18 protein-coding genes, 2 tRNA genes and 2 rRNA genes are annotated in these 20,853 nt (G+C 42.7%); 7 read left to right on the top strand and 15 right to left on the bottom strand.

Going from position 1 to position 20,853, the window contains the following annotated elements; all coding sequences use genetic code 11:
* Positions 1–2: 2 nt before the first annotated feature.
* The 8 genes from ATHSA_RS09580 to ATHSA_RS09615 form a co-directional block, all read right to left on the bottom strand.
* Positions 3–2,930 (bottom strand): 23S ribosomal RNA (locus ATHSA_RS09580).
* Between the two features lie 28 nt (positions 2,931–2,958).
* A tRNA-Ala gene (locus ATHSA_RS09585) sits at positions 2,959–3,030 on the bottom strand.
* Between the two features lies 1 nt (position 3,031).
* Positions 3,032–3,105 (bottom strand) — tRNA-Ile (locus tag ATHSA_RS09590).
* Between the two features lie 40 nt (positions 3,106–3,145).
* Positions 3,146–4,688: ribosomal RNA gene (locus ATHSA_RS09595) — 16S ribosomal RNA — on the bottom strand.
* Together the 16S and 23S rRNA genes with 2 tRNA genes alongside form the textbook arrangement of a ribosomal RNA operon.
* Positions 4,689–4,819: 131 nt before the next feature.
* Positions 4,820–6,895 (bottom strand): translation initiation factor IF-2, encoded by a 2,076-nt coding sequence (gene infB / locus ATHSA_RS09600; RefSeq protein ID WP_161848864.1) that lies wholly within the window; start codon positions 6,893–6,895, stop codon positions 4,820–4,822.
* On the bottom strand, positions 6,895–7,224 hold the full coding sequence (locus ATHSA_RS09605) for a L7Ae/L30e/S12e/Gadd45 family ribosomal protein (protein ID WP_161848865.1): 330 nt from the start codon (positions 7,222–7,224) through the stop codon (positions 6,895–6,897). Before ATHSA_RS09605 ends, infB begins: the two co-directional genes overlap by 1 nt.
* Positions 7,221–8,222, bottom strand: coding sequence for a transcription termination factor NusA (gene nusA, locus ATHSA_RS09610; RefSeq protein ID WP_161848866.1), 1,002 nt, complete (start codon positions 8,220–8,222; stop codon positions 7,221–7,223). The genes ATHSA_RS09605 and nusA overlap by 4 nt, the downstream gene beginning before the upstream one ends.
* A gap of 12 nt (positions 8,223–8,234) precedes the next feature.
* Entirely contained in the window at positions 8,235–8,690 is a 456-nt protein-coding gene (locus ATHSA_RS09615; RefSeq protein ID WP_161848867.1) for a ribosome maturation factor RimP, read from the bottom strand.
* 132 nt (positions 8,691–8,822) lie between these two features.
* Here ATHSA_RS09615 and ATHSA_RS09620 point away from each other — a divergent pair, with 132 nt between their 5' ends.
* Positions 8,823–9,965 (top strand): MFS transporter, encoded by a 1,143-nt coding sequence (locus ATHSA_RS09620; RefSeq protein WP_161848868.1) that lies wholly within the window; start codon positions 8,823–8,825, stop codon positions 9,963–9,965.
* A 28-nt stretch (positions 9,966–9,993) separates the two neighbouring features.
* Here the strand turns inward: ATHSA_RS09620 and glnA are convergent, their stop codons facing one another.
* Positions 9,994–11,307, bottom strand: a complete 1,314-nt coding sequence (gene glnA / locus ATHSA_RS09625) for a type I glutamate--ammonia ligase (RefSeq protein WP_161848869.1) — start codon at positions 11,305–11,307, stop codon at positions 9,994–9,996.
* 333 nt (positions 11,308–11,640) lie between these two features.
* Here glnA and ATHSA_RS09630 point away from each other — a divergent pair, with 333 nt between their 5' ends.
* Both ATHSA_RS09630 and ATHSA_RS09635 read left to right on the top strand, forming a co-directional pair.
* A complete protein-coding gene (locus ATHSA_RS09630) occupies positions 11,641–12,087 on the top strand; it encodes an OsmC family protein (RefSeq protein ID WP_161848870.1) in 447 nt (148 codons plus the stop codon).
* A complete protein-coding gene (locus ATHSA_RS09635; RefSeq protein WP_161848871.1) occupies positions 12,080–13,105 on the top strand; it encodes an arsenic resistance protein in 1,026 nt (341 codons plus the stop codon). Before ATHSA_RS09630 ends, ATHSA_RS09635 begins: the two co-directional genes overlap by 8 nt.
* A gap of 167 nt (positions 13,106–13,272) precedes the next feature.
* Here ATHSA_RS09635 and lpdA read toward each other — a convergent pair whose 3' ends face one another.
* The 6 genes from lpdA to ATHSA_RS09665 all read right to left on the bottom strand — a co-directional run bounded on the left by lpdA (position 13,273) and on the right by ATHSA_RS09665 (position 17,323).
* Positions 13,273–14,673: a dihydrolipoyl dehydrogenase gene (gene lpdA, locus ATHSA_RS09640; protein ID WP_232060158.1), complete on the bottom strand. Its 1,401-nt coding sequence runs from the start codon at positions 14,671–14,673 to the stop codon at positions 13,273–13,275.
* Between the two features lie 93 nt (positions 14,674–14,766).
* Positions 14,767–15,123 (bottom strand): heterodisulfide reductase subunit A-like protein, encoded by a 357-nt coding sequence (locus ATHSA_RS09645; protein ID WP_161848873.1) that lies wholly within the window; start codon positions 15,121–15,123, stop codon positions 14,767–14,769.
* Between the two features lie 13 nt (positions 15,124–15,136).
* On the bottom strand, positions 15,137–15,340 hold the full coding sequence (locus ATHSA_RS09650; RefSeq protein WP_161848874.1) for a 4Fe-4S dicluster domain-containing protein: 204 nt from the start codon (positions 15,338–15,340) through the stop codon (positions 15,137–15,139).
* Between the two features lie 172 nt (positions 15,341–15,512).
* A complete protein-coding gene (locus ATHSA_RS09655; RefSeq protein ID WP_161848875.1) occupies positions 15,513–16,535 on the bottom strand; it encodes an arsenic resistance protein in 1,023 nt (340 codons plus the stop codon).
* A gap of 4 nt (positions 16,536–16,539) precedes the next feature.
* On the bottom strand, positions 16,540–16,989 hold the full coding sequence (locus ATHSA_RS09660) for an arsenate reductase ArsC (protein WP_170288391.1): 450 nt from the start codon (positions 16,987–16,989) through the stop codon (positions 16,540–16,542).
* A 13-nt stretch (positions 16,990–17,002) separates the two neighbouring features.
* Positions 17,003–17,323, bottom strand: a complete 321-nt coding sequence (locus ATHSA_RS09665) for an ArsR/SmtB family transcription factor (protein WP_161848876.1) — start codon at positions 17,321–17,323, stop codon at positions 17,003–17,005.
* An 88-nt stretch (positions 17,324–17,411) separates the two neighbouring features.
* On the opposite strand from ATHSA_RS09665, the gene ATHSA_RS09670 reads away from it, so the two are divergent.
* The 4 genes from ATHSA_RS09670 to ATHSA_RS09685 all read left to right on the top strand — a co-directional run bounded on the left by ATHSA_RS09670 (position 17,412) and on the right by ATHSA_RS09685 (position 20,803).
* Complete coding sequence (locus tag ATHSA_RS09670) at positions 17,412–17,606, top strand: hypothetical protein (protein ID WP_161848877.1); 195 nt, start codon at positions 17,412–17,414, stop codon at positions 17,604–17,606.
* A 340-nt stretch (positions 17,607–17,946) separates the two neighbouring features.
* The gene (locus tag ATHSA_RS09675) at positions 17,947–18,609 is read left to right on the top strand and encodes a YggS family pyridoxal phosphate-dependent enzyme (protein WP_161848878.1); all 663 of its coding nucleotides are present in this window, start codon (positions 17,947–17,949) and stop codon (positions 18,607–18,609) included.
* Positions 18,610–18,614: 5 nt separating this feature from the next.
* A complete protein-coding gene (locus tag ATHSA_RS09680) occupies positions 18,615–19,091 on the top strand; it encodes a metallophosphoesterase (RefSeq protein ID WP_161848879.1) in 477 nt (158 codons plus the stop codon).
* Entirely contained in the window at positions 19,088–20,803 is a 1,716-nt protein-coding gene (locus ATHSA_RS09685; protein ID WP_161848880.1) for an ABC transporter ATP-binding protein, read from the top strand. The genes ATHSA_RS09680 and ATHSA_RS09685 overlap by 4 nt, the downstream gene beginning before the upstream one ends.
* Positions 20,804–20,853 lie beyond the last annotated feature (50 nt).

Here is a 20,853-nt window from a genome sequence, read left to right on the forward strand (position 1 = left end):
TTCAGGTTAAGGCCTCGGGTTATTAGTACCGGTCGGCTCTACATGTCACCATGCCTCCACCTCCGGCCTATCAAGGTCCTGTTCTCGAACCACCCTTACCTCTTTCGAGTGGGAGACCTTATCTTGGGGTTTGCTTCGCGCTTAGATGCTTTCAGCGCTTATCAATTTGCACTTGGCTACCCAGCTTATACCCCTGGCAGGATAGCTGGTACACCATTGGTACATTCACCCCGGTCCTCTCGTACTGGGGGCGACTCCCCTCAAGTCTCCTTCGCCTACGGTAGATAGGGACCGAACTGTCTCACGACGTTCTGAACCCAACTCACGTACCGCTTTAATGGGCGAACAGCCCAACCCTTGGGACCTGCTTCAGCCCCAGGATGCGATGAGTCGACATCGAGGTGCCAAACACCGTCGTCGATGTGAACTCTCGGACGGTATCAGCCTGTTATCCCCAGAGTAACTTTTGTCCGTTTAGCCATGGCCCTTCCATTCAGTGCCACAGGATCACTAAGACCCGCTTTCGCGTCTGCTCGAGCCGTCGCTCTCACAGTCAGGCCACCTTTTGCCTTTGCACTCAACGGCTGATTACCAACCAGCCTGAGGTGACCTTTGTACGCCTCCGTTACCTTTTGGGAGGCGACCGCCCCAGTCAAACTGCCCGCCTGACACTGTCCTCTGCCACCTTCAGTGGCTCAAGTTAGCACTCCAACACATCAAGGGTGGTATCCCACCGCCGGCTCCCCGTCCCCTGACGAGAACGGTTCTCAGCCTCCCACCTATCCTGTACATGATGCGCTAAAGCACAATATCAGGGTACAGTCAAGCTTCATGGGGTCTTTCCGTCTAGCCGTAGGTACCGGGCATCTTCACCCGGATTGTAGTTTCACCGAGCCTCCCGCTAAGACAGTGCCCAGATCGTTACGCCATTCATGCACGTCGGAACTTGCCCGACAAGGAATTTCGCTACCTTAGGACCGTTATAGTTACGGCCGCCGTTTACCGGGGCTTCAGTTCACCGCTCATCACGGCTCCCCTTAACCTTCCGGTGCTGGGCAGGCGTCAGACCCTATACCTCCTCTTTCGGAGTTCGCAGAGTCATGTGTTTTTGGTAAACAGTCGCCTGGGCCTTTCCACTGCGGCTTACAATTGCAGTTGCCCACAATCGTAAGCACCCCTTCTCCCGAAGTTACGGGGCTATTTTGCCTAGTTCCTTAGCGGAAGTTATCTCGTCCCCCTTAGCATTCTATGCCAGCCCACCTGTGTCGGTTTACAGAACGGTTTGAAAGCCTTCATCGTTTAGCGGTTTTTCTCGGCAGTGTGAATCTATACCGTCGCAACGCATCGCTGCGCCACTCCCCGTCACAGCTTACCTTCAGCGCGTGGTTTTGCCTGCGCGCCATGGCTCGCCGCTTAGATGGCCTTGCCACTTGACCACGGTACTTCTCCTCCTGCGTCACCACATCACTCCAGCTCCCAAGAACAGGAATATTAACCTGTTTCCCATCAGATACGGCTTTCGCCTTTTCCTTAGGGTCCCGCCTAACCCTGGGTGGACGAACCTTCCCCAGGTACCCTTGGGCTTCAGGGGGGGAGGATTCTCACCTCCCTCTCGCTACTCGGGCCTGCATCCACACTTGGACCTCGTCCAGCGCCCCTCACAGGTACGCCTTCTCCCTACTGTCCAACGCTCCCCTACCAACTTCTCAGTTCCGCAGTTTCGGCTCCTGACTTCAGCCCCCTTACATCTTCGGCGCAACGTGCCTCAACCAGTGAGCTGTTACGCACTCTTTTAAGGATGGCTGCTTCTAAGCCAACCTCCTGGATGTCTCAGGCACATTACTTCCTTTCACACTTAGTCAGGCATTGGGGACCTTAACTGACGGTCTGGGCTCTTTCCCTCTCGACCACGGAGCTTATCCCTCGTAGTCTGTCTCCTGCACTTTAAGTCATGGCATTCGGAGTTTGGTTGAGTTCGGAAGGCTCACGCCCCCTACCCCATCCAGTGCTCTACCTCCATGACTGACCATGCAAGGTCGTACCTCAATACGTTTCGGGGAGAACCAGCTATCACCGAATTCGATTAGCTTTTCACTCCTACCCACAACTCATCCAATGCTTTTTCACTAGCAACTGGTTCGGACCTCCAGTGGGGGTTAGCCCACCTTCATCCTGGTCATGGGTAGCTCATCCGGCTTCGGGTCTGCACCATGTGACTTCCCGCCCTCTTCGGACTCGGTTTCCCTTCGGCTCCGTCTCTCTCGACTTAACCTCGCCACACAGCACAACTCGCAGGCGCATTAATCAAAAGGCATGCCGTCGCACTTTCGTGCTCCGACTTCTTGTGGACACGCGGTTTCAGGTTCTCTTTCATCCCCCTCCCGGGGTACTTTTCACCTTTCCCTCACGGTACTACTTCACTATCGGTCAACGGGTAGTATTTAGCCTTGGAGGATGGTCCCCCCTACTTCAGACAGGGTTCCTCGAGCCCCGCCTTACTCAGGTTACACCTTAGGGCTGTACCTGCTTTTCGCCTACAGGACTTTCACCTTCTCCGGTCGGCCTTCCCAGACCGTTCAACTAAACAGATACCTCTCCCCGACACTTCCACAGCAGTGCCTCAGATGTACCTATTACCTCAAGTACGCAACGCCTGTGGGCTATCTCACGTACTCGATTTGGGCTTTTCCCCTTTCGCTCGCCGCTACTTGGAGAATCTCTTCGATTTCTTTTCCTCGGGTTACTGAGATGGTTCACTTCACCCGGTTCGCCTCTTTCCAGATACTTGACTCTCGTCAAGTGGGTTTCCCCATTCGGATATCGACGGGTCAACGTTCGCTCGCAACTCACCGTCGCTTTTCGCAGCCTGCCACGTCCTTCTTCGCCTCCCGTTGCCAAGGCATCCACCGCGCGCCCTTCATACCTTAACCTTCACTCTATTCAGTTTTCAATGACCGCTGGAGATGATCGGATTCGAACCGACGACCCCCTGCTTGCAAAGCAGATGCTCTCCCACTGAGCTACATCCCCGTGGGCTCAGGTGGATTCGAACCACCCACCTCACGCTTATCAGGCGTGCGCTCTAACCATCTGAGCTATGAGCCCTTAGTCCACTCAAAAACGGGCAGCAATCTTCTCTCCTTAGAAAGGAGGTGATCCAGCCGCACCTTCCGGTACAGCTACCTTGTTACGACTTAACCCCCCTCACTGAGTCTACCTTCGGCGCCTCCCCCCTTGCGGTTAGGCCAGCGACTTCTGGTATCCTCAACTCGGGTGGTTTGACGGGCGGTGTGTACAAGGCCCGGGAACGTATTCACCGCGGCATGGCTGATCCGCGATTACTAGCGATTCCGACTTCATGCAGGCGGGTTTCAGCCTGCAATCTGTACTGGGGCATGTTTTCTCAGATTCGCTCCACCTCACGGCTTCGCTCCTGTCTGTACATGCCATTGTAGCGCGTGTGTCGCCCAAGGCATAAAGGGCATGATGACTTGACGTCATCCCCACCTTCCTCCAGATCTTCTCCGGCAGTCTGCTTAGAGTGCCCAGCCGAACTGCTGGCAACTAAGCACAGGGGTTGCGCTCGTTGCGGGACTTAACCCAACACCTCACGGCACGAGCTGACGACAGCCATGCACCACCTGTGTAGGCTCTCCCTTTCGAGAGTCGTTCCGCTTTCGCTTCACTACCACCTACATGTCAAGCCTTGGTAAGGTTCTTCGTGTTGCGTCGAATTAAACCACACGCTCCACCGCTTGTGCGGGCCCCCGTCAATTCCTTTGAGTTTCAACCTTGCGGCCGTACTCCCCAGGCGGTTCACTTAACGCGTTTGCTTCAGCACGGATGGCTAACGCCTCCCATACTCAGTGAACATCGTTTACGGCTAGGACTACCGGGGTATCTAATCCCGTTCGCTCCCCTAGCTTTCGTGCCTCAGTGTCAGTATCAGCCCAGAAGACCGTCTTCACCACCGGCGTTCTTGCCAATATCTACGGATTTCACCCCTACACTGACAATTCCATCTTCCTGACCTGACCTCAAGCCGATTAGTTTCAACCGCACTCCCACAGTTGAGCCGTGGAATTTCACAATTGACTTTATCGGCCACCTACGCACCCTTTACGCCCAGTAACTCCGGACAACGCTCGCCCCCTACGTATTACCGCGGCTGCTGGCACGTAGTTAGCCGGGGCTTCCTCGTAAGGTACTATCCGAGTATATGACTTTCCACTCCATATACCCTTGCTCCCTTACAACAGGAGTTTACATCTCGAAAGACTCCTTCCTCCACGCGGCGTCGCTCCCTCAGGCTTTCGCCCATTGGGAAAAATTCCCCACTGCTGCCTCCCGTAGGAGTCTGGGCCGTGTCTCAGTCCCAGTGTGGCTGACCATCCTCTCAGACCAGCTACCCGTCATCGCCTTGGTGGGCCTTTACCTCACCAACTAACTGATGGGCCATGAGTCGCTCCTCAAGCGGTACTTTTGTACCTTCCCTCTCTCGAGCTTACGGGGTATTACCATCCCTTTCGGAATGCTATCCCCCTCTTGAGGGTACGTCCCCATGTATTACTCACCCGTTCGCCACTCAGCACGATTCCTCCTTGCGGATTCCTCGCCTGTCGTTCGACTTGCATGTGTTAGGCACGCCGCCAGCGTTTGTCCTGAGCCAGGATCGAACTCTCCGTCCAAACCTTACCTTCGTTGCTGCCCGTTTTTCAATGACCTACCTTTAAAAGAACTTCCAAAAATCGCGAACCGAGAAATATCCTATCAAATAAAGGTGAAGAAACAATGTTTTAAATGTAAAATGTGAGTTAACTCACGCTTTTTTGTCTTCTTTGTAAGTAGGAGACTTTCTTACCTCTTTTTTGATGTAGAATTCTATCTCGTCATTGGGTTTGAAATCTTCGAAATTCTCAACTTTTAGGCCTCCTTCTTGCGGAGCCTCGAGAGCATCGACATCGTCTTTGAAATGCTTTAAAGCCTCTATGTGCCCATCAAATATGACATTTTTATTCCTTAAGATTTTGACATTTGCATTTTTCTCGGCATGTCCATCGTAGAGTTGGAAGCCCGCTATATTCCCAACTTTTGATATGTTGAAAACCTGTAAAACTCTTGCATGACCTATGACCTCTTCGACGAATTCGGGCTCCATCATACCTGCAAGGGCAGCCTTTATGTCTTCTGTAAGATCGAAAATTATCTCGTACGTTTTTATCTGAACTCCAAGTTGATCTGCCTTGAGTTCTGTTTTCGGCTCAATTCCCACTCTGAACCCAAGAATGACGGCCTGATCTGCCGACGCAAGCAAAACATCGTTTATATTTATATTTCCTATACCTGCATGAACTATATCTATTTTGATCTCTTCAGGCTCTATCTTTTCAATAGCATTTTTCAAAGCCTCAAGGGCTCCGAATGTATCTGCTTTAACTATGATGTTTAAGACCTTTCTGCCTTCCGTTTCAGACAATTCATGTATATTTTCAAGTCTGACTCTTTTCACACTTTGTGGCTGTTCAACCTTTCTTGTTTCCATATAATCACGTACCTCTTTTTGAGAAGGCATAACGTAGAGAATGGATCCAGACTCTGGCAATTCTTCGAATCCCATTATAACGACAGGATCTGAAGGTTTGGCCTCCTTTACACTTTTTCCGGTGTCATCAAAGATAGATCTTACCTTTCCATAAGTATTTCCGGCAACGAAATAATCACCGAGTTTGAGAATCCCGTCCTTTACTATGACAGTGGCAACCGGGCCTTTGAATTTATCGAGTTTGGATTCTATTATTACCCCTCTCGCCCTTCCATACCAGTAGCCTTTAATCTCCTTTAATTCTGCGACTAACAATATCATCTCGAGCAATTCATCTATGCCTTTACCGGTCTTTGCAGAAATTGGAACGACCGGTACATCTCCTCCCCAATCGTCTGGAATTATGTTCAATTTGTTTACAAGATCTTGCTTGGTAAGTTCAATATTCGCATTTGGCTTGTCTATCTTGTTTATGGCAACTATAACCGGGACTCCAGCATTTTTAGCATGATCGTAAGCCTCAACAGTTTGTGGCATTACACCATCATCGGCAGCGACAACCAAAACAACTATGTCTGTAGCCTGCGCACCACGTGCCCGCATTTCAGTGAAGGCCTCGTGACCGGGGGTATCTATGAAGGTTATACTTTTACCATTTATTGTCGCTTTGTAAGCACCTATCGATTGAGTTATGCCACCGGCCTCTTTTTCTGCAAGATGAGTCTTTCTTATTCTGTCGAGTAAAGTTGTCTTTCCATGATCGACGTGGCCCATTATTGTGACTATTGGAGGTCTTGGTAAGTATTTATCGGGATGTTCCCGGTAAAATTTGTCAAACTCTTCCTTGAGAGGATCTAAAATTTCACTTTTTTTGGGAGATTTAAATTCTATGTGTATCGAATATTTATTCGCAATCTCTTCGAGCAAAGACTTTTCAAGAATGGTGTTTATAGTTAGGACCTTTCCCTCCATGAAAAGATCCTTTATGATTTTAGTGGGAGGAATCATCGTCATATCACAAAAATCACGTAAAGTTATACTTTTTCCTTCCTCTATTTCGATTGTTTTTTCTACATGGACAATTTCTTCTTGATCGGCCTTTTTGGGTTTCTCTTCAAAGACTTCCTCTTCAACATGTTCTTTGGGCTTTGATGGCTTCTTTTGTTTTACGATTGTTTCACTCTCATCGTCTTCCGAGTTATATATCTCGACTAACATGTTAACAACGGATTCATCTAATGTGGACATGTGATTTTTGGCATCAACGCCAAGATCTTCCAGTTCGGCTAACAATTCCTTGCTCGTCATGTTAAGACGTTTAGCCAGTTCATGAACTCTTATCTTTTTATCCATTAAATCCCTCCATTAACCTTTTCACTTACCAATTTATTTATTCCTCTTATAAAAGTTTCTTCGATTATTCCAACCGCAGAAACTTCTCCCTTTCCAATAGCCTTGCCTAATCTCGCCTTATCAACGTCTAATTTCACAAAAGGCACTCCTTGATTCTGGCATTTTTTTATCAACGCATCGACGCTGCTTCCGTGATCGCGGGCAAAGATGACTAACTTTTCTTTTTGAAAACTCGAAATATAGGTCTTCAATGCCTTCTGTCCCAAAATCAAATTACCCGTTTTGGATGCTATACCAAGTATACTAAGTATACTCTCTTCTCTTTTCAATTCTTAAAACCTTCTCCCATGAACTGACGTATCTCTATCTTCCATCCGGTCAACTTTGACGCCAATCTTACATTCTGCCCATCTTTTCCTATTGCAAGAGAGATCTGGGTTGGAGAGACCGTTATGTACATCTTATGATCTTCCTCGCTTAAGGATATGTCCATAACCTTCGCGGGAGAAAGAGCGTTCGAAACGAATTGGACCGGATCGGAAGAGAATGGAATTATATCTATCTTTTCACCGTTCAATTCTTTTATAACCTGATTGACACGGCCTCCTCCCTCTCCTATACAAGCACCGACAGGATCTACATTGGGATCTGTCGATATCACGGCTATCTTTGTTCTCGATCCGGCCTCTCTCGCGATCGCGACTATTTTTACTATACCACCTTCGATTTCGGGAACGTACTTTTCGAATAATTTCTGAACCAATTCATTTGCAACTCTGCTTAAAATCACAACCGGTCCCTTATTTCTTTTTTCAACGGCTATAACGTAAGCCTTAACGAGATCTCCAACTTTGAACTTCTCATTTGGAATTCTTTCTTTCGCGGGCAAAATCGCATCAACCTTGTTCAATCTTAACTCAACGTCTCCCGTAGATGGACGCACAACTTCCGCTGTAACCACGGCGTGATAAAGATCCATGTATTCGTTGAAGAGATTTTCCTTTTCTATTTCTTTTAATTTCTGGATAAGGACCTGCTTTGCGGTTTGGGCCGCTATTCTTCCGAATTTCTTGGTATTTAAGGTCTCTTTCTTTATGGTTTTAACCTCTACAGTGCCATCTTCGGCCGTTTCGGTGATATTTTGAACGACATTTATCTCTCCCGTTACGCCATCTATCTTTATCGAGAGAGTATCATCCTGAACGTTGAAATTCTTTTTGTAGGCCGTTGTAAGGGCCTTTTCAAGTATTTCAAAAAGTTCATCACGACTTATGTTTTTCTCACCCTGAAGTTGTTCCAACGCTTCTAAAAGATTTAAATTAAGCATTCTTCATCCTCCTTAAAACTCTACAACGAGATTTGCAGATTTTATTTTCGAAAAATCATATGAAGATATCGTACCATCAACATCGAGAGAAAATGTATTTGCCTCTATGTCACAATTCACTATTCTTCCAGTTACAGTGCTTTTCTCATCGCCATTTTCGAACTTTATCCTTACAAGTTTTCCGTTGAATCTATCAAAGTCTTGTATTTTTCTCAAGGGCCTATCAAGACCCGGAGAAGAAACTTCCAAGATGTAATTCTCCATTTCACTTTCGGCATCAAGCAAAGGACTTATCTCTTTAGAAAAGGCCTCGCACTGATCTATGCTTACATATCCTGATGGATCATCGATAACTATACTCAAAAGAGACCTTCCCTTTCTTTTTTTAAAATCAACCTCAAAGATTTCCAAATTCATTCTTCTGGCCACACCTTCGGCCAATTTTTTGATAATCTCAATGTTTTCCACATCAAACACTCCTTAACTTGAAAACAAATTCGAGGGCTTTGCCCTCGAATACAATTTTATTTTACCACAATTTTAAGGCTTTGTCAACATGATGCTTGACAAGTAAACATCCTATGTGAGAATATATTCAAGATGAACAAAAAATTCATGATAAACTTTGTATCTCTTATTTCTTCAAGAGCGGCGTATGCCCTTAACTGGTACAACATCTCTCCACTCTACATTTTTATAGAGTCTTCTTTAGCCATTCCACTCTCTAAACTTGGAGAAATTCCGACATCTTTTCTTTTGGGTGCTGGTATTTTCCAGATTCCGTCGGGTTTACTGGCTGCCAAAATAGGGAATAAACGTGTTGCGATGGCGGGGATGTATCTGCTGTCAATTATGTCCTTGCTTTCAGGCTTTTCATGGAGCCTTGAATCGATGATGTTCTTCAGATTTTTCGTCGGTGTTGGAGCGGCCATGTACTTTTCGCCGGCGCTGGGAATAATAAAGAATGTTTTTTCAGAAAAAAATCGTGGAATGGCAATGGGATTTTACAATGGCGCTTTTAACCTTGGTGCAGGGATAGGAATTGCCGCGTGGAATGCGGTAGCGATTTTCACAGGCTGGAGAGTAGCACTCATCATAGGTGGAATTATTGGTCTTGCGATAACGATCGAGAATAACCTTTTACTCCCCCCAGACGAAGTGACAAAAGAAAAGGTAGAATGGAAAAAGGTGCTTGGAAACAAAGATGTATGGCTTATAGGCCTTAGTCTTGCCGGTTTTTGGGGCGCATTTTTCGCAACGGCTCAATTTTTAAGTCCTTATCTTGTGAAGAAGGGTATGAATGGTGATCTTGCCGGATTGATCTCTTCTCTTACGCTCATCGCCGGTGCCGTTGGTGGCCCCTTGATAGGTATGATATCTGACAAGATAAAAAAGAGAAAGCAATTCATGATCTTGCTTTCTCTTGTCATGTTTTTCCTGATATCCACTATCTTTCTGGCAAATGCCTTTGTTATATGGATCTACACGTTCCTTCTTGGTTTTTTATCGGCGGGCATTTTCTCGATACTCTACGCAATACCTGCGGGATACAAAGAAATATCTCCACGTCTTCTTCCACTTTCGATATCTTTGATAAACTCGGTCCAAATATCCGTAGGATCGATTGCCCCTTATCTCTTCACCCTTACGGCCGCGCGATTTTCTTTCACCTTTGGATGGATATCACTTGGAATATTCCTTTTGGTCTTTCTTCCACTCACAAAATTCGCGAAAGACGGGTGAAAACGCTTTGTGTCTTTACCCATAAAAGTTATACGTTTTCAAAGTACTCTTTTATTTCCCAGTTTGTAACGGCCGTTGAAAATCTCTTCCATTCAGTTTCCTTCATTCTGACGAATATCTCAAAGGCTTTCTGTCCAAGAGTGTCAACGACCAATTTATCCTTCTTGGCAAGTTCTAATGCCTCCATTAAATTCGATGGCAAAGATTTTATCTTGTTTCCCCTCTTTTCCGAATCGCTCATCTTGAAGATATTTTTGTTTATAGGCTTTGGGGGTGTTAAATTTCTCTTTAATCCATCAAGACCGGAGGCAAGAATAACCGCAAATGCGAGGTAAGCGTTGCATGAAGAGTCCGGGCTTCTGTACTCAAGCCTTGTTCTTTCTCCCCTTGCTTGAGGTATCCTTATGAGAGCCGATCTGTTGCTTACGGCCCAAGCAACGTTCACGGGCGCTTCATAACCGGGCACAAGTCTTTTGTAAGAGTTAACCGTCGGATTCGTTATCGCCGTTATATACCTTGAATGTTCCATCAAGCCGGCGACGAAATGCATAAAGACCTCGCTCAGTTCATATTCACCCTTCGGATCGTAAAAGGCATTTTGGCCATCCTTGAAAAGACTTATGTGAACGTGCATTCCAGATCCGTTTATTCCCTCTATTGGCTTGGGCATGAATGTTGCCCTTAGCCCGTTCTTCAAAGCCACAGTCTTTACGACCAATTTAAATGTCTGGACCCTATCGGCAGTCGTCAAGATATCTGCATATCTAAAATCGATCTCGTGCTGGGAAGGAGAGACCTCATGATGATCTGCCTCAACCTGAAAGCCCATCTCTTCAAGATCCTGAACGACCTCGCGCCTTACAAGTTCACTCCTGCTTAACGGAAGCATATCAAAATAACTTCCGGAATCCACAAGCGCCTCCCGAGGATTATCTCCATCTGCCTCAAAGATGAAAAACTCCGGTTCAGGGCCTGCTTGCGCTTCGAATCCCATTTTCCTCGCCTCATTCACAACCTTTTTGAGGATGTACCTTGGGGATTCTTCGCATTCTCTACCATCTGGCTCCATGACATCGCATATTATCCTTGCAGACTTTGAATCTTCCCATGGTATGAGTGTGAATGTTGAAAGATCGGGCCTTAAATACATGTCCGACTCCTGAATTCTTGCAAAACCTTCTACAGATGATCCGTCGAACATGACCTTGCCATCGAGTACCCTTTTGATGTCAGAGGTGGGAACACTTACCTGTTTTAGGGTTCCATCGAGATCTGTGAATTGAAGTCTCAATATCTTGACATTCTTCTCTTTAATTACCTTCAATAAATCCTCTTCCTTCATACAATTCCTCCTTATATATAAAGATAGAGGCCGGTGTCTTTTCACCGGCCTCTTGGGAAATCCAAAAAAACTCAACCCAATCGACCAGTGTCGATCGGATTATTATTGTTATTCGCAAAGTTTTTCTCGATTAAGTACCTTTCGTTCATTCCATTCCTTCCATTCATAATTAATTTACTTTATGATACCACACAAAAGTCATTTTGTCAATTTTTAGGACCCTAAAAAATTTGCCGAGATTCCCAAAATCTTATTCATATTTTAATTGTTACGAAACGAGAGTATTTTAGAATAGATTATGAGCATAAGACCAAAACAATATGGAGGTTAGATATGAAGACATTCAAAATCAAAGAAGATCTCGTTCAAGACGGTATTGCCATCGCTCAGGCAAGAGACATAAAGGTCATCTCTGACGTGCGGGACGATGGTACACACCCTTACGGATTTTCACCGGCAGAGATTATAGGCAATGCACTCGGATCGTGTCTTTTGATAAACGCACAAAGAATAGCAAAAAAGATGAGAATGAATTTTTCCGATCTGAGCATTGATTTGAACGTTTACAGGCAGGAAGATATACCAAAAGTTGTCAAAATAGAATACACAATTCACATAAAAACAGACGGCAGTGAAGAACAACTTGAAAAACTTTTCGATTATACTTCCAAATACAGTACAACTTACAATACATTGAAAGATTCAGTTGAAATCTTTGGAAAGATTGAAAGAGTAGAAATCGAAAATATCGAAGAAAGAGAAGGTGATTCAATTGTTTGAATCCTTTGCTAAAAATCTCAAAAAGTATCTTATTGTATATTCGATCATAGCGCTGGCCATTGGATGGGGACTGGGCATAATGTATGCTCCCGTCGCCAAAGATCATACTGTGATATTCAAAAATCTTGTTACCATTTTTGTTTTCTTCATGATATACCCAATGATGGTTAATCTCGATTTAAAAGAAATACCAAAAATGATAAGAAAGCCCAAAGCCGTTGGCCTTAGTCTTATATACAATTACGCAATCACTCCCGTTATCGCATTTGCTTTGTCTTACCTTTTCATTCGCAATGTGATGCTTTCGTTAGGCTTCATGCTTGTGATGCTTATGCCGGTTGGATCCTCAAGCGTTGGCTACACTGGCATTGTCAAAGGGAGTGTTGAGACCGCAACGATAGCCCAGACGATAAGTTTCTTATTGATTCCGATTCTAACTCCCATTTACCTTTCTTTCATGACAAAGGGTGTTGATATACCGATGATGCTTATTTTACAAAGTATCCTTTTACTCATAATTCTTCCAATGATCTTGGGAATACTGACAAGATTCGCCGTCATAAAATTCATGGGGAATAATGGCTTAAAAAAGATAAATTCTTTGCTTTCGACAAGTACGATGCTTTTCATGTTTGGAGTTATAGGCCTTATATTCTTTATGAAAGGTGAATTACTGATTCAAAGATGGGATATTCTTGTGGATCTATCTCTTGTGACGCTTTTGTATCTTGGAATAATGCTTCCATTGACAACCTTTGTCGATAAAAAAGCAGGTTTATCTTACAAAGATCATATGGGCATAGTTTTTCTAAGCACAAGCAAGAACAACAGCACGGCTGTTGCCATAGCAACAATGGCCTTTGATCCGCTGGTGGCAATTCCGGCGGCAGTTTTGCCCATCTTCCAGATGGTAATACTCGTCGTGTACATACACCTTGAAAAGCCAATAGAAAAATACTTTATGAAACCCAAAGAAAAAGTTTTCCCATTGGAAAAAATTCGAAAGAATGAAGAGTGAGAATATGTCCGAAACTCAGAATGAACAACATTGCATCTCTTATATAGAATCTGCGATGGTTGCAGGTGTAATGGGCGGTGGCACATATAAAATTGGTAATAGACGCATGCGATCAATTTAACTGACTAAAAAGCCCCCGTCGGGGGGCTTTTTTCACAAATAAGTGATTATACTTTTTCTGTTTTTGATACTTTTTTCCCGAGCAAACTTAAAGCGCTTTCTGCCGCTTCAAGGATAACTTCGCTCAAAGTTGGATGTGTATAGACACAAGATGTTATGTCTTCAAGTGTACCGTTCATCTTTATCACCTGTGTGGGTCCTGCTATCAATTCGGAGGCTTCCTTTCCAACTATCTGGGTGCCCATGAGTCTGTGATTTTGTGGATCTATTACAAATTGAACAAATCCTTTTTTGTCTCCCATTATAAGTGCTTTAGCATCCTCTGAATAGGGAAATCTAAAAACTTCGTATCCAAGTTCTTTTCCCTTTGCCGAATCCATCCCGACACTTGCGCTTTCCGGATCGCTAAAGATCGCATGTGGTATAGCGGTATAATTGATCTCCACGTTTTTCCCGAGGATCTTATAGGCTGCGGTTAAAGATTCAACCGTCGCAGCATGGGCAAGCATAAGTTTTCCATTTACATCACCCGGAGCATAAACATTCTCATTCACGGTTTGCATGTAATCATTGACGGGGATCTCACCACGTTTGCCTTTTTCTATCCCAAGTATTCCAAGATCTATACCGTTTGTTCTTGGCCTTCTGCCTGCTGCCATCAAGACCTTTTGACCATAGGCAACTTTTTCTTCTCCATTTTCAGAATATTTTACCGCAAATCCAGATGATGATTTTTCTACCGAGATCACCTTTGAGTTGACGTGAATATCGATTCCTGAATTTTGAAGTCCTTCTGCCACAGCCATACTCACATTTACATCTTCAGTTGACAAAAGCCTTGGCAAGAGTTCTATTATGGTAACCTTTGTATCCAACCTTCTAAACATCGAAGCCATTTCCACGCCTATGTATCCACCGCCAATTACCACGATTGATTCAGGTTTTTCTTCAAGTTCAAAGATATCTTCAACAGACAAACACAATTCATTACCCGGAATGGGTATTTTTACTCCTTCAGATCCGGTTGCTATAATGAGTTTTTTGAACTTAAACCTTATATCTCCGTCTTTTCCTTCAACGTCAACCGTATTTGGGCCCGATACCTTGGCCAGACCGTAAAAAACATTCAAATGGTTTTTGGCGGCACCTTTACTTGCCCTTTCTGTTCTTGCCTTGAGAATCTCTTCTTTTCTGCTTTTTATCTTGCGAAAATCAACTTTAAAATCAAAAGTGCCATCGATTCCAAAGTCTTTCATCTCACGCAAAGTATTATACCTTGAGGCACTTTCGATGTAGATCTTCGAAGGGATGCATCCTTCAAAAAGACATGTACCGCCAAGACCTTTCCCTTTTTCCACAAGAGCCACTTTAAGACCGTTTTTCGCAAGTAAATTCGCGCCAGGTGTTCCTCCAGAGCCACCACCGATGACTACAACATCAAATTCCATTTCTTTCACTGATTTCACCTTCTTTAGAATAATAATGAACTTATGACCATAACTATTCTACCACTTTTGTAACAAAAAAGCCCCACAAGGGGGCTAATTTGTTTTTTTAAGATCTTTTATCGCTTTGATTGCTTCTTTTGTGGTCATGTTTCTTATATCAACACCGGCGTGTTTTTCACGGGGAAATTCACTTTCTTCAAAAGCATCTCTGTACATCTTTGATTGCATTTTTGGATCACATCCTGCAACGTAAAGTTTATCTATTTCATGATTTTTCGTAAGTGTCTTAAGATACTCCTCTCCATCATCTGCGCAAAGTTGTGGATGAAGCGCAACAAAATCAAAGGTATTCTCTCGTCTTAAAGCATTTAGAACTTCAAAAACATCCATTTTATGAAATGACGGACATGTTCCCTGACAAACACAAAGTAATAATCCTGTTTTACCCATTTTATTTCCTCCTTTAGCCTCTGAAATAAGTTATAGTTTCGTTGTCACAAGCACCTTTTTGGCAGCCCATGCAAAACTCTACACAATTTTGTGGATTGACGACAACTGGTTTTCCATTTTCTCCGATATCATAAACACCATGAGGGCAAAATTGAACACAAGAAAGACAACCTATACATTTTTCATAATCGATGATCGGATACCAGTTCTTTGCCATTAAAATTTCCTCCTTGCCATAAATTTAGTCACACAAAAACTCTATGCGGAAATTATGCTAAAACAAGTTTAAGTATATTTTATCCGACCCACCAGCAATGACAAACAAACTTCAAGATGAACTTCCCATATTAGATATTTTTTTCACAAAAGTGAAAAATTACTAAAAATTTCTATCCCTCTATCTTCCTTTTTCTTCTCAATTGAAGCATAACGAGCAAAAGCATAAGAGGAATCTCGAGTAAAGGCCCTATTGCTGTCACAATTGGAACAAATGGGTATGCTGAAAAAGCCGTTATGGCTATTGCAATTGAAACTTCAAAATCCCTTGCCGCAACTGTGTATCCTATAGATGTTGAGTCCTCATAATTGAACTTGAACCTTCTTGCAGTAAGGTATCCAACGTTGAAAAGCAAAAAGTAAAATGAAAGCATGACAATTGCGACCATCCATATCAAAGAAGGATATTCAATTATTCCATATCCCTCGCTCCAAAACATCACCAGAATTGTGAAAAGCAAGGCTATTGTTTGCACGTTTCCGAGCAAATTCGTGACTTTTGCGAAATAGGATTTCTTTTGTAAAAGGTATCTTGTCAGTATTCCACCTAAAAAAGGCAGGGCTAAATACAAAAGAATGCTTTGAAGTATCAAAGACGGATCTATCGATACTTTCGTTCTTGCAAGAAGATATATGAGAAACGGCGTCGTTATTATTTGAATTATAGAATTCCATGCCACAAAAGACACAGCCATCGACATATTTCCTTTTGAAATATCCGTCCAAACCATGACCATCGCTATGCACGGAGCCACTCCAAGCAATATTATCCCAACTATTGCCTGCTGTGTCATATTTGAAGAGATTAATCCTAAAGCGTAAAAAATGTAAAAAAGCGCATAGGCAAGACCCGCAACAAGAAATGGGGCAACGAGATAATTCAAAACAACCATTAAGCCAACGCTTTTTATGTTTTTAAAACTTTTTCCAAGTTCGGAAATCTTGACTTTGACCATCGCCGGATATATCATGAAAAACAATCCGGCAGGTATACCATACGTCGATATTTCCTCGTTGCCTTTAGTGTATCTTCCAAGCAAAAGACCGATGATTATGGCAACTACGACAAAAACAGGAAAAAGAATATTTTTCAATCCAAGTTGCTTTGCAAGGCTTTTGTTATTCGCTTTGTCCATTTTATCATTCTATTTTAAAAGATGATACATCTTTAGAATCGATCATACCTTTACCAAAACTTTCTTCTATCCATTCTCTTATCTCATCGCGCACTTTTCTAAATACTTTAAGTTTTTCTTCATTAGATCCTATAGCGAGGGCTGGGTCCTCAAAATTTCTGTGGATATGAACCTTACCCGGGAAAAACGGGCATGTTTCATTTGCCCTGTCGCAGACGGTGATTACGTAATCGAATGTCTTCCCTTTGAATTCTTCTATACTCTTGGATCTGTGATTTGATATGTCAATTCCGATCTCTTTCATAACCTCTATGGCGTATGGATTAACATGAGAGGCTATCGTTCCGGCACTTGCAACTTCATATTTGTCTGGATACATAGACCTTAAAAATCCTTCTGCCATTTGTGATCTCGCAGAATTATGGGTGCATATAAAGAGAACACTTTTTTTCATGATTTCCTCCTTCTCAATTGCATTTTTGAGATTCGAATTTTACACTCTCAAGATCGTACTCTTGTATTGCAACTTTAAGAATTTCTTCCAAAAATGAAGGGATTTCTTTAATAGCGTAATAATGCCATTTTCCATCCTGCCTTACGGTTACAAGATTTACGTTCATCAATTCCTTCAGATGTCTCGAAACATTTGGTTGATTTGTGGAGATCAAATTTTGGAGATCGCAAACGCAAAGTTCTCCCCTTAACTTTAAAAACGAAAGCATTTTTAAATTTGTCTCGTCTGCCAGTACTTTCAAAATATCAACGATACCGATATTCTTTGTGATCATTTCTCACCTCATATTCTTATATTCATATATTATAATACAAATTTTAAAATTCCATTAAGAGGTGCGTATATAATATAGGGGTGTGAAGATGAAAGGAGGGAGAAAAAGGCTTCTAATAAAAGAATTTCTTGACACGGTCATGAAAGAATTGGATGAGGAGTTATGTTCCGCTTATTTGGAAAAGGGATACAAGGTATTAAGGATCAAGAAGAGGAAAAACTGGTCAAATCTTTTGAATACAAGGGATATTTTGGTTCATGCGAAAGCAACGTCAAAAAAGTAAAGCAAAGGCTTAAGGGTAGGAGTTGGTCAAAAAGAGGGTTATTTAACATGATAAGGCACATGATGATATCTTTAAACTCTGAGAAAGTGCTAAAGATTCACGAGGTTAAAGCACAGAAGAAACACATTGATGATCAAGACACTCATTTGGGATATATTGATTGTACATTAGCAACTCTGAATAATTCTTATGTGGAAGACAAAATTAAGACTCTTCTAAATCCACATTTTACATAATCTTTATACCCCATTACTTTACACACACTTTGCAAGTTGACCAAATTCGATTTTTGAGATATTATATTTTAAGTTGTGAATTTTGATCCTTCGGGGTGTTTTAGATGGGTATAGGCGAGAATGTCAGGAACATACTTTCACAATTGCCGGCAGGCGTTAATCTCGAAATAGCCGCAAAATCGAGAGAAGCCTATGAGATCGAAGAGGCAATCCGGGCTGGAGCACGAATCGTTGGAGAAAATTACGTCCAGGAGGCTGAAAAGGTTATTCCGATGGTAAAAAGCCAGGCCGAATGGCATTTTATAGGATCAGTTCAGGAAAACAAGTTAAACAAAATGATACGCCTTTTCGACATGATAGAGACTATAGGATCTGTTGAAATGGCGAAAGTTCTCGATAAAAAATGTCAGATCTTTGGAAAGAAGATGAATATTCTCATAGAGGTTAACAGCGGAAAGGAGCCTCAAAAGTCCGGTGCAATGCCCGAGGAGGTAGAAGGGATCGTAAGAGAAATATCGAAATTTTCAAATGTAAAGATCATGGGCCTTATGACGATGGGTCCTGCCGTGGAGGCCGAGAAACTAAGGCCTTATTTCAAACTCACAAAGGAACTTTTCGATCATATAAGAGATCAAAGAATAGAAAATGTGGAAATGAAAATCCTTTCGATGGGCATGTCAGACTCTTACATTGTGGCAATAGAAGAAGGATCAAATCTCGTAAGAATTGGAACCAAGATCTTCGGCCCGAGAGTTTACAAGAGGTAGAGATCATGTGGATGATTATTTCCGACTCTCACGATAACATGGAAAAAATAAAAAAAGCCGTCGAGATTGCCAGAGAAAACAACGTAACAAGGGTCATTCATCTTGGAGATTTTGTTTCTCCATTTGCAATTATTCCATTTTTAAATGAGAATTGGGAATTCAACGGAATCTTTGGTAATAATGACGGAGAAAAACTTTTTCTCCAAAAACGATCTAATGGTAGAATAAAAAATTCGCCAAACTGGCTAAATATTGAAGAAAAGAAGATTTATCTCATGCACGAGCCAAGATCTCTTTATCCGGCCATAAGATCTAATTTATACGATCTTGTACTCTTTGGTCATACCCACAGGTTGATTATAAAGAAATACGGTAAGACGATCGTTATAAATCCCGGAGAAAGTTGTGGCTATTTGACTGGAAAAGCAACGTGTGTGCTTTTCAATCCTGTGAATTCGGAAAGTAAAGTGATCGAACTTTGATAATTGAATTTTTCAAAAACAGGTGGAAGCATTACCTGACAGGCGTGCTTTTTCTTGTTCTAATAGATTATCTTCAAATACTTGTACCCAAATATATAGGTAACGTGGTAAATCTTGTCATAAAGCCTCCCGTCGATCTTGACATTATACTTAAATACGTTATTTTGATAATACTTATCGCCGGAGGGGTTGTAATCGGAAGATTTATATGGAGAATGCTCATAGTTGGAAGTGCAAGAAAGTTCCAAGCATACGCACAGCAAAAATTGTTTGACAAATTTTTGAGATCTCCAATTTCTTTTTTTGATTCTACAAGCGTCGGTAACCTTATGGCTTATTACACAAACGATGTGCAGGCCGTCAGTCAGATGTTAAGCCAAGGCATCATAATGACAGTTGATGCAATAGCGATGACCGCTTTTGTCTTTGGCGGTATGTTAATGGTTGTGGATCTTAGGCTCGTTCTTATCTCTTTGATTCCTTTACCTTTTGTCGCGCTTTCTTCATGGTACTTTGGAGGGAAGATCCATCAAAGATTTAAAATGGTCCAAAGCGATTTTTCTTTTATAAGCGAGAGGGCTCAGGAAAGTTTTTCGAACATAAAAACGATAAAATCTTACGGTGTCGAAAAAGAGTTCAACGGTCTTTTCAAAGAAACGTGTGATAAATTTGCCAAGGATAATTTCATCCTTTTAAGGATCTCTGCCGTTTACGGACCTTTGATAAGTTTTCTTGCCGCTCTTACAATGGCAATAGCCATCTTCCTTGGAGGCCAAATGGTTATAAGCGGGTCTGTAAATCTCGGCGATTTTGTCGCATTTATAAGTTATCTTGGAATGCTTACATGGCCATTTGTCGCGATCGGTCAGGTTATAAATGTCGTCCAGATGGGAAGGGCATCTCAGGAAAGAATAGATGTTCTCATGAAGACTCCGGAAAGAGACGATGATGGGGTAGAGTTTCCGGGCAGGTTTCAAACTTTAGAGATAAAAAACCTCGATTTTGCTTACAATGAGAAGAACGTCATTAAAAATTTAAGCATGAAGATCCAAGCAGGTCAAAAGGTCGCGATAATAGGAAAGATAGGCTCGGGCAAATCGACTATCGCAAAGTTAATGACGAAACTTTACACCGTGGAAGATGGTAAAATATTTTACAACGGTGTGGATATAAACAAGATCAGCGCAAAATCACTAAGAGACAATGTTTTGCTTGTTCCACAGGAATCTTTCCTTTTCAGCACGAAGATCTCTCAAAATATAGCCTTTGGCCTTAAAGAATTTTCTGGAGATGAGGTTGAAGATGCGTCAAAAGTGGCCCATTTTCATGAAGAAGTTGTTAAGTTCGAAGAAAAGTACGATACGCTTGTTGGAGAAAGAGGTGTAACGCTTTCTGGAGGTCAAAGACAGCGCCTTAGCCTGTCGAGGGGAGTTTTTAAAGACGCACAGGTTATAATCTTAGATGATGTACTCTCGGCCGTAGACTCCCAGACCGCGACCATGATCCTTCAAGACATAGAAAAAGAGTTCAAAGACATGACGACAATCGTGATAACCCACAACATTGCATCGATAAAGAACAGCGATATAATATTTGTTATGGATGAGGGAAGAATAGTCGAATCGGGTAACCACGATGAACTCATGAAACTCAACGGACTGTACCACAGACTGTTCATGATCCAACAAATAGAGAGAGAGATTGGAAAATAGACCTTCATTTTTATGTGTTATACTTATTCATAATGATGTCGAGGGGTCAT

Origin of the sequence: Athalassotoga saccharophila, assembly GCF_009936215.1 — a bacterium.
In the GTDB taxonomy this organism is placed as follows: Bacteria; Thermotogota; Thermotogae; order Mesoaciditogales; family Mesoaciditogaceae; genus Athalassotoga; species Athalassotoga saccharophila.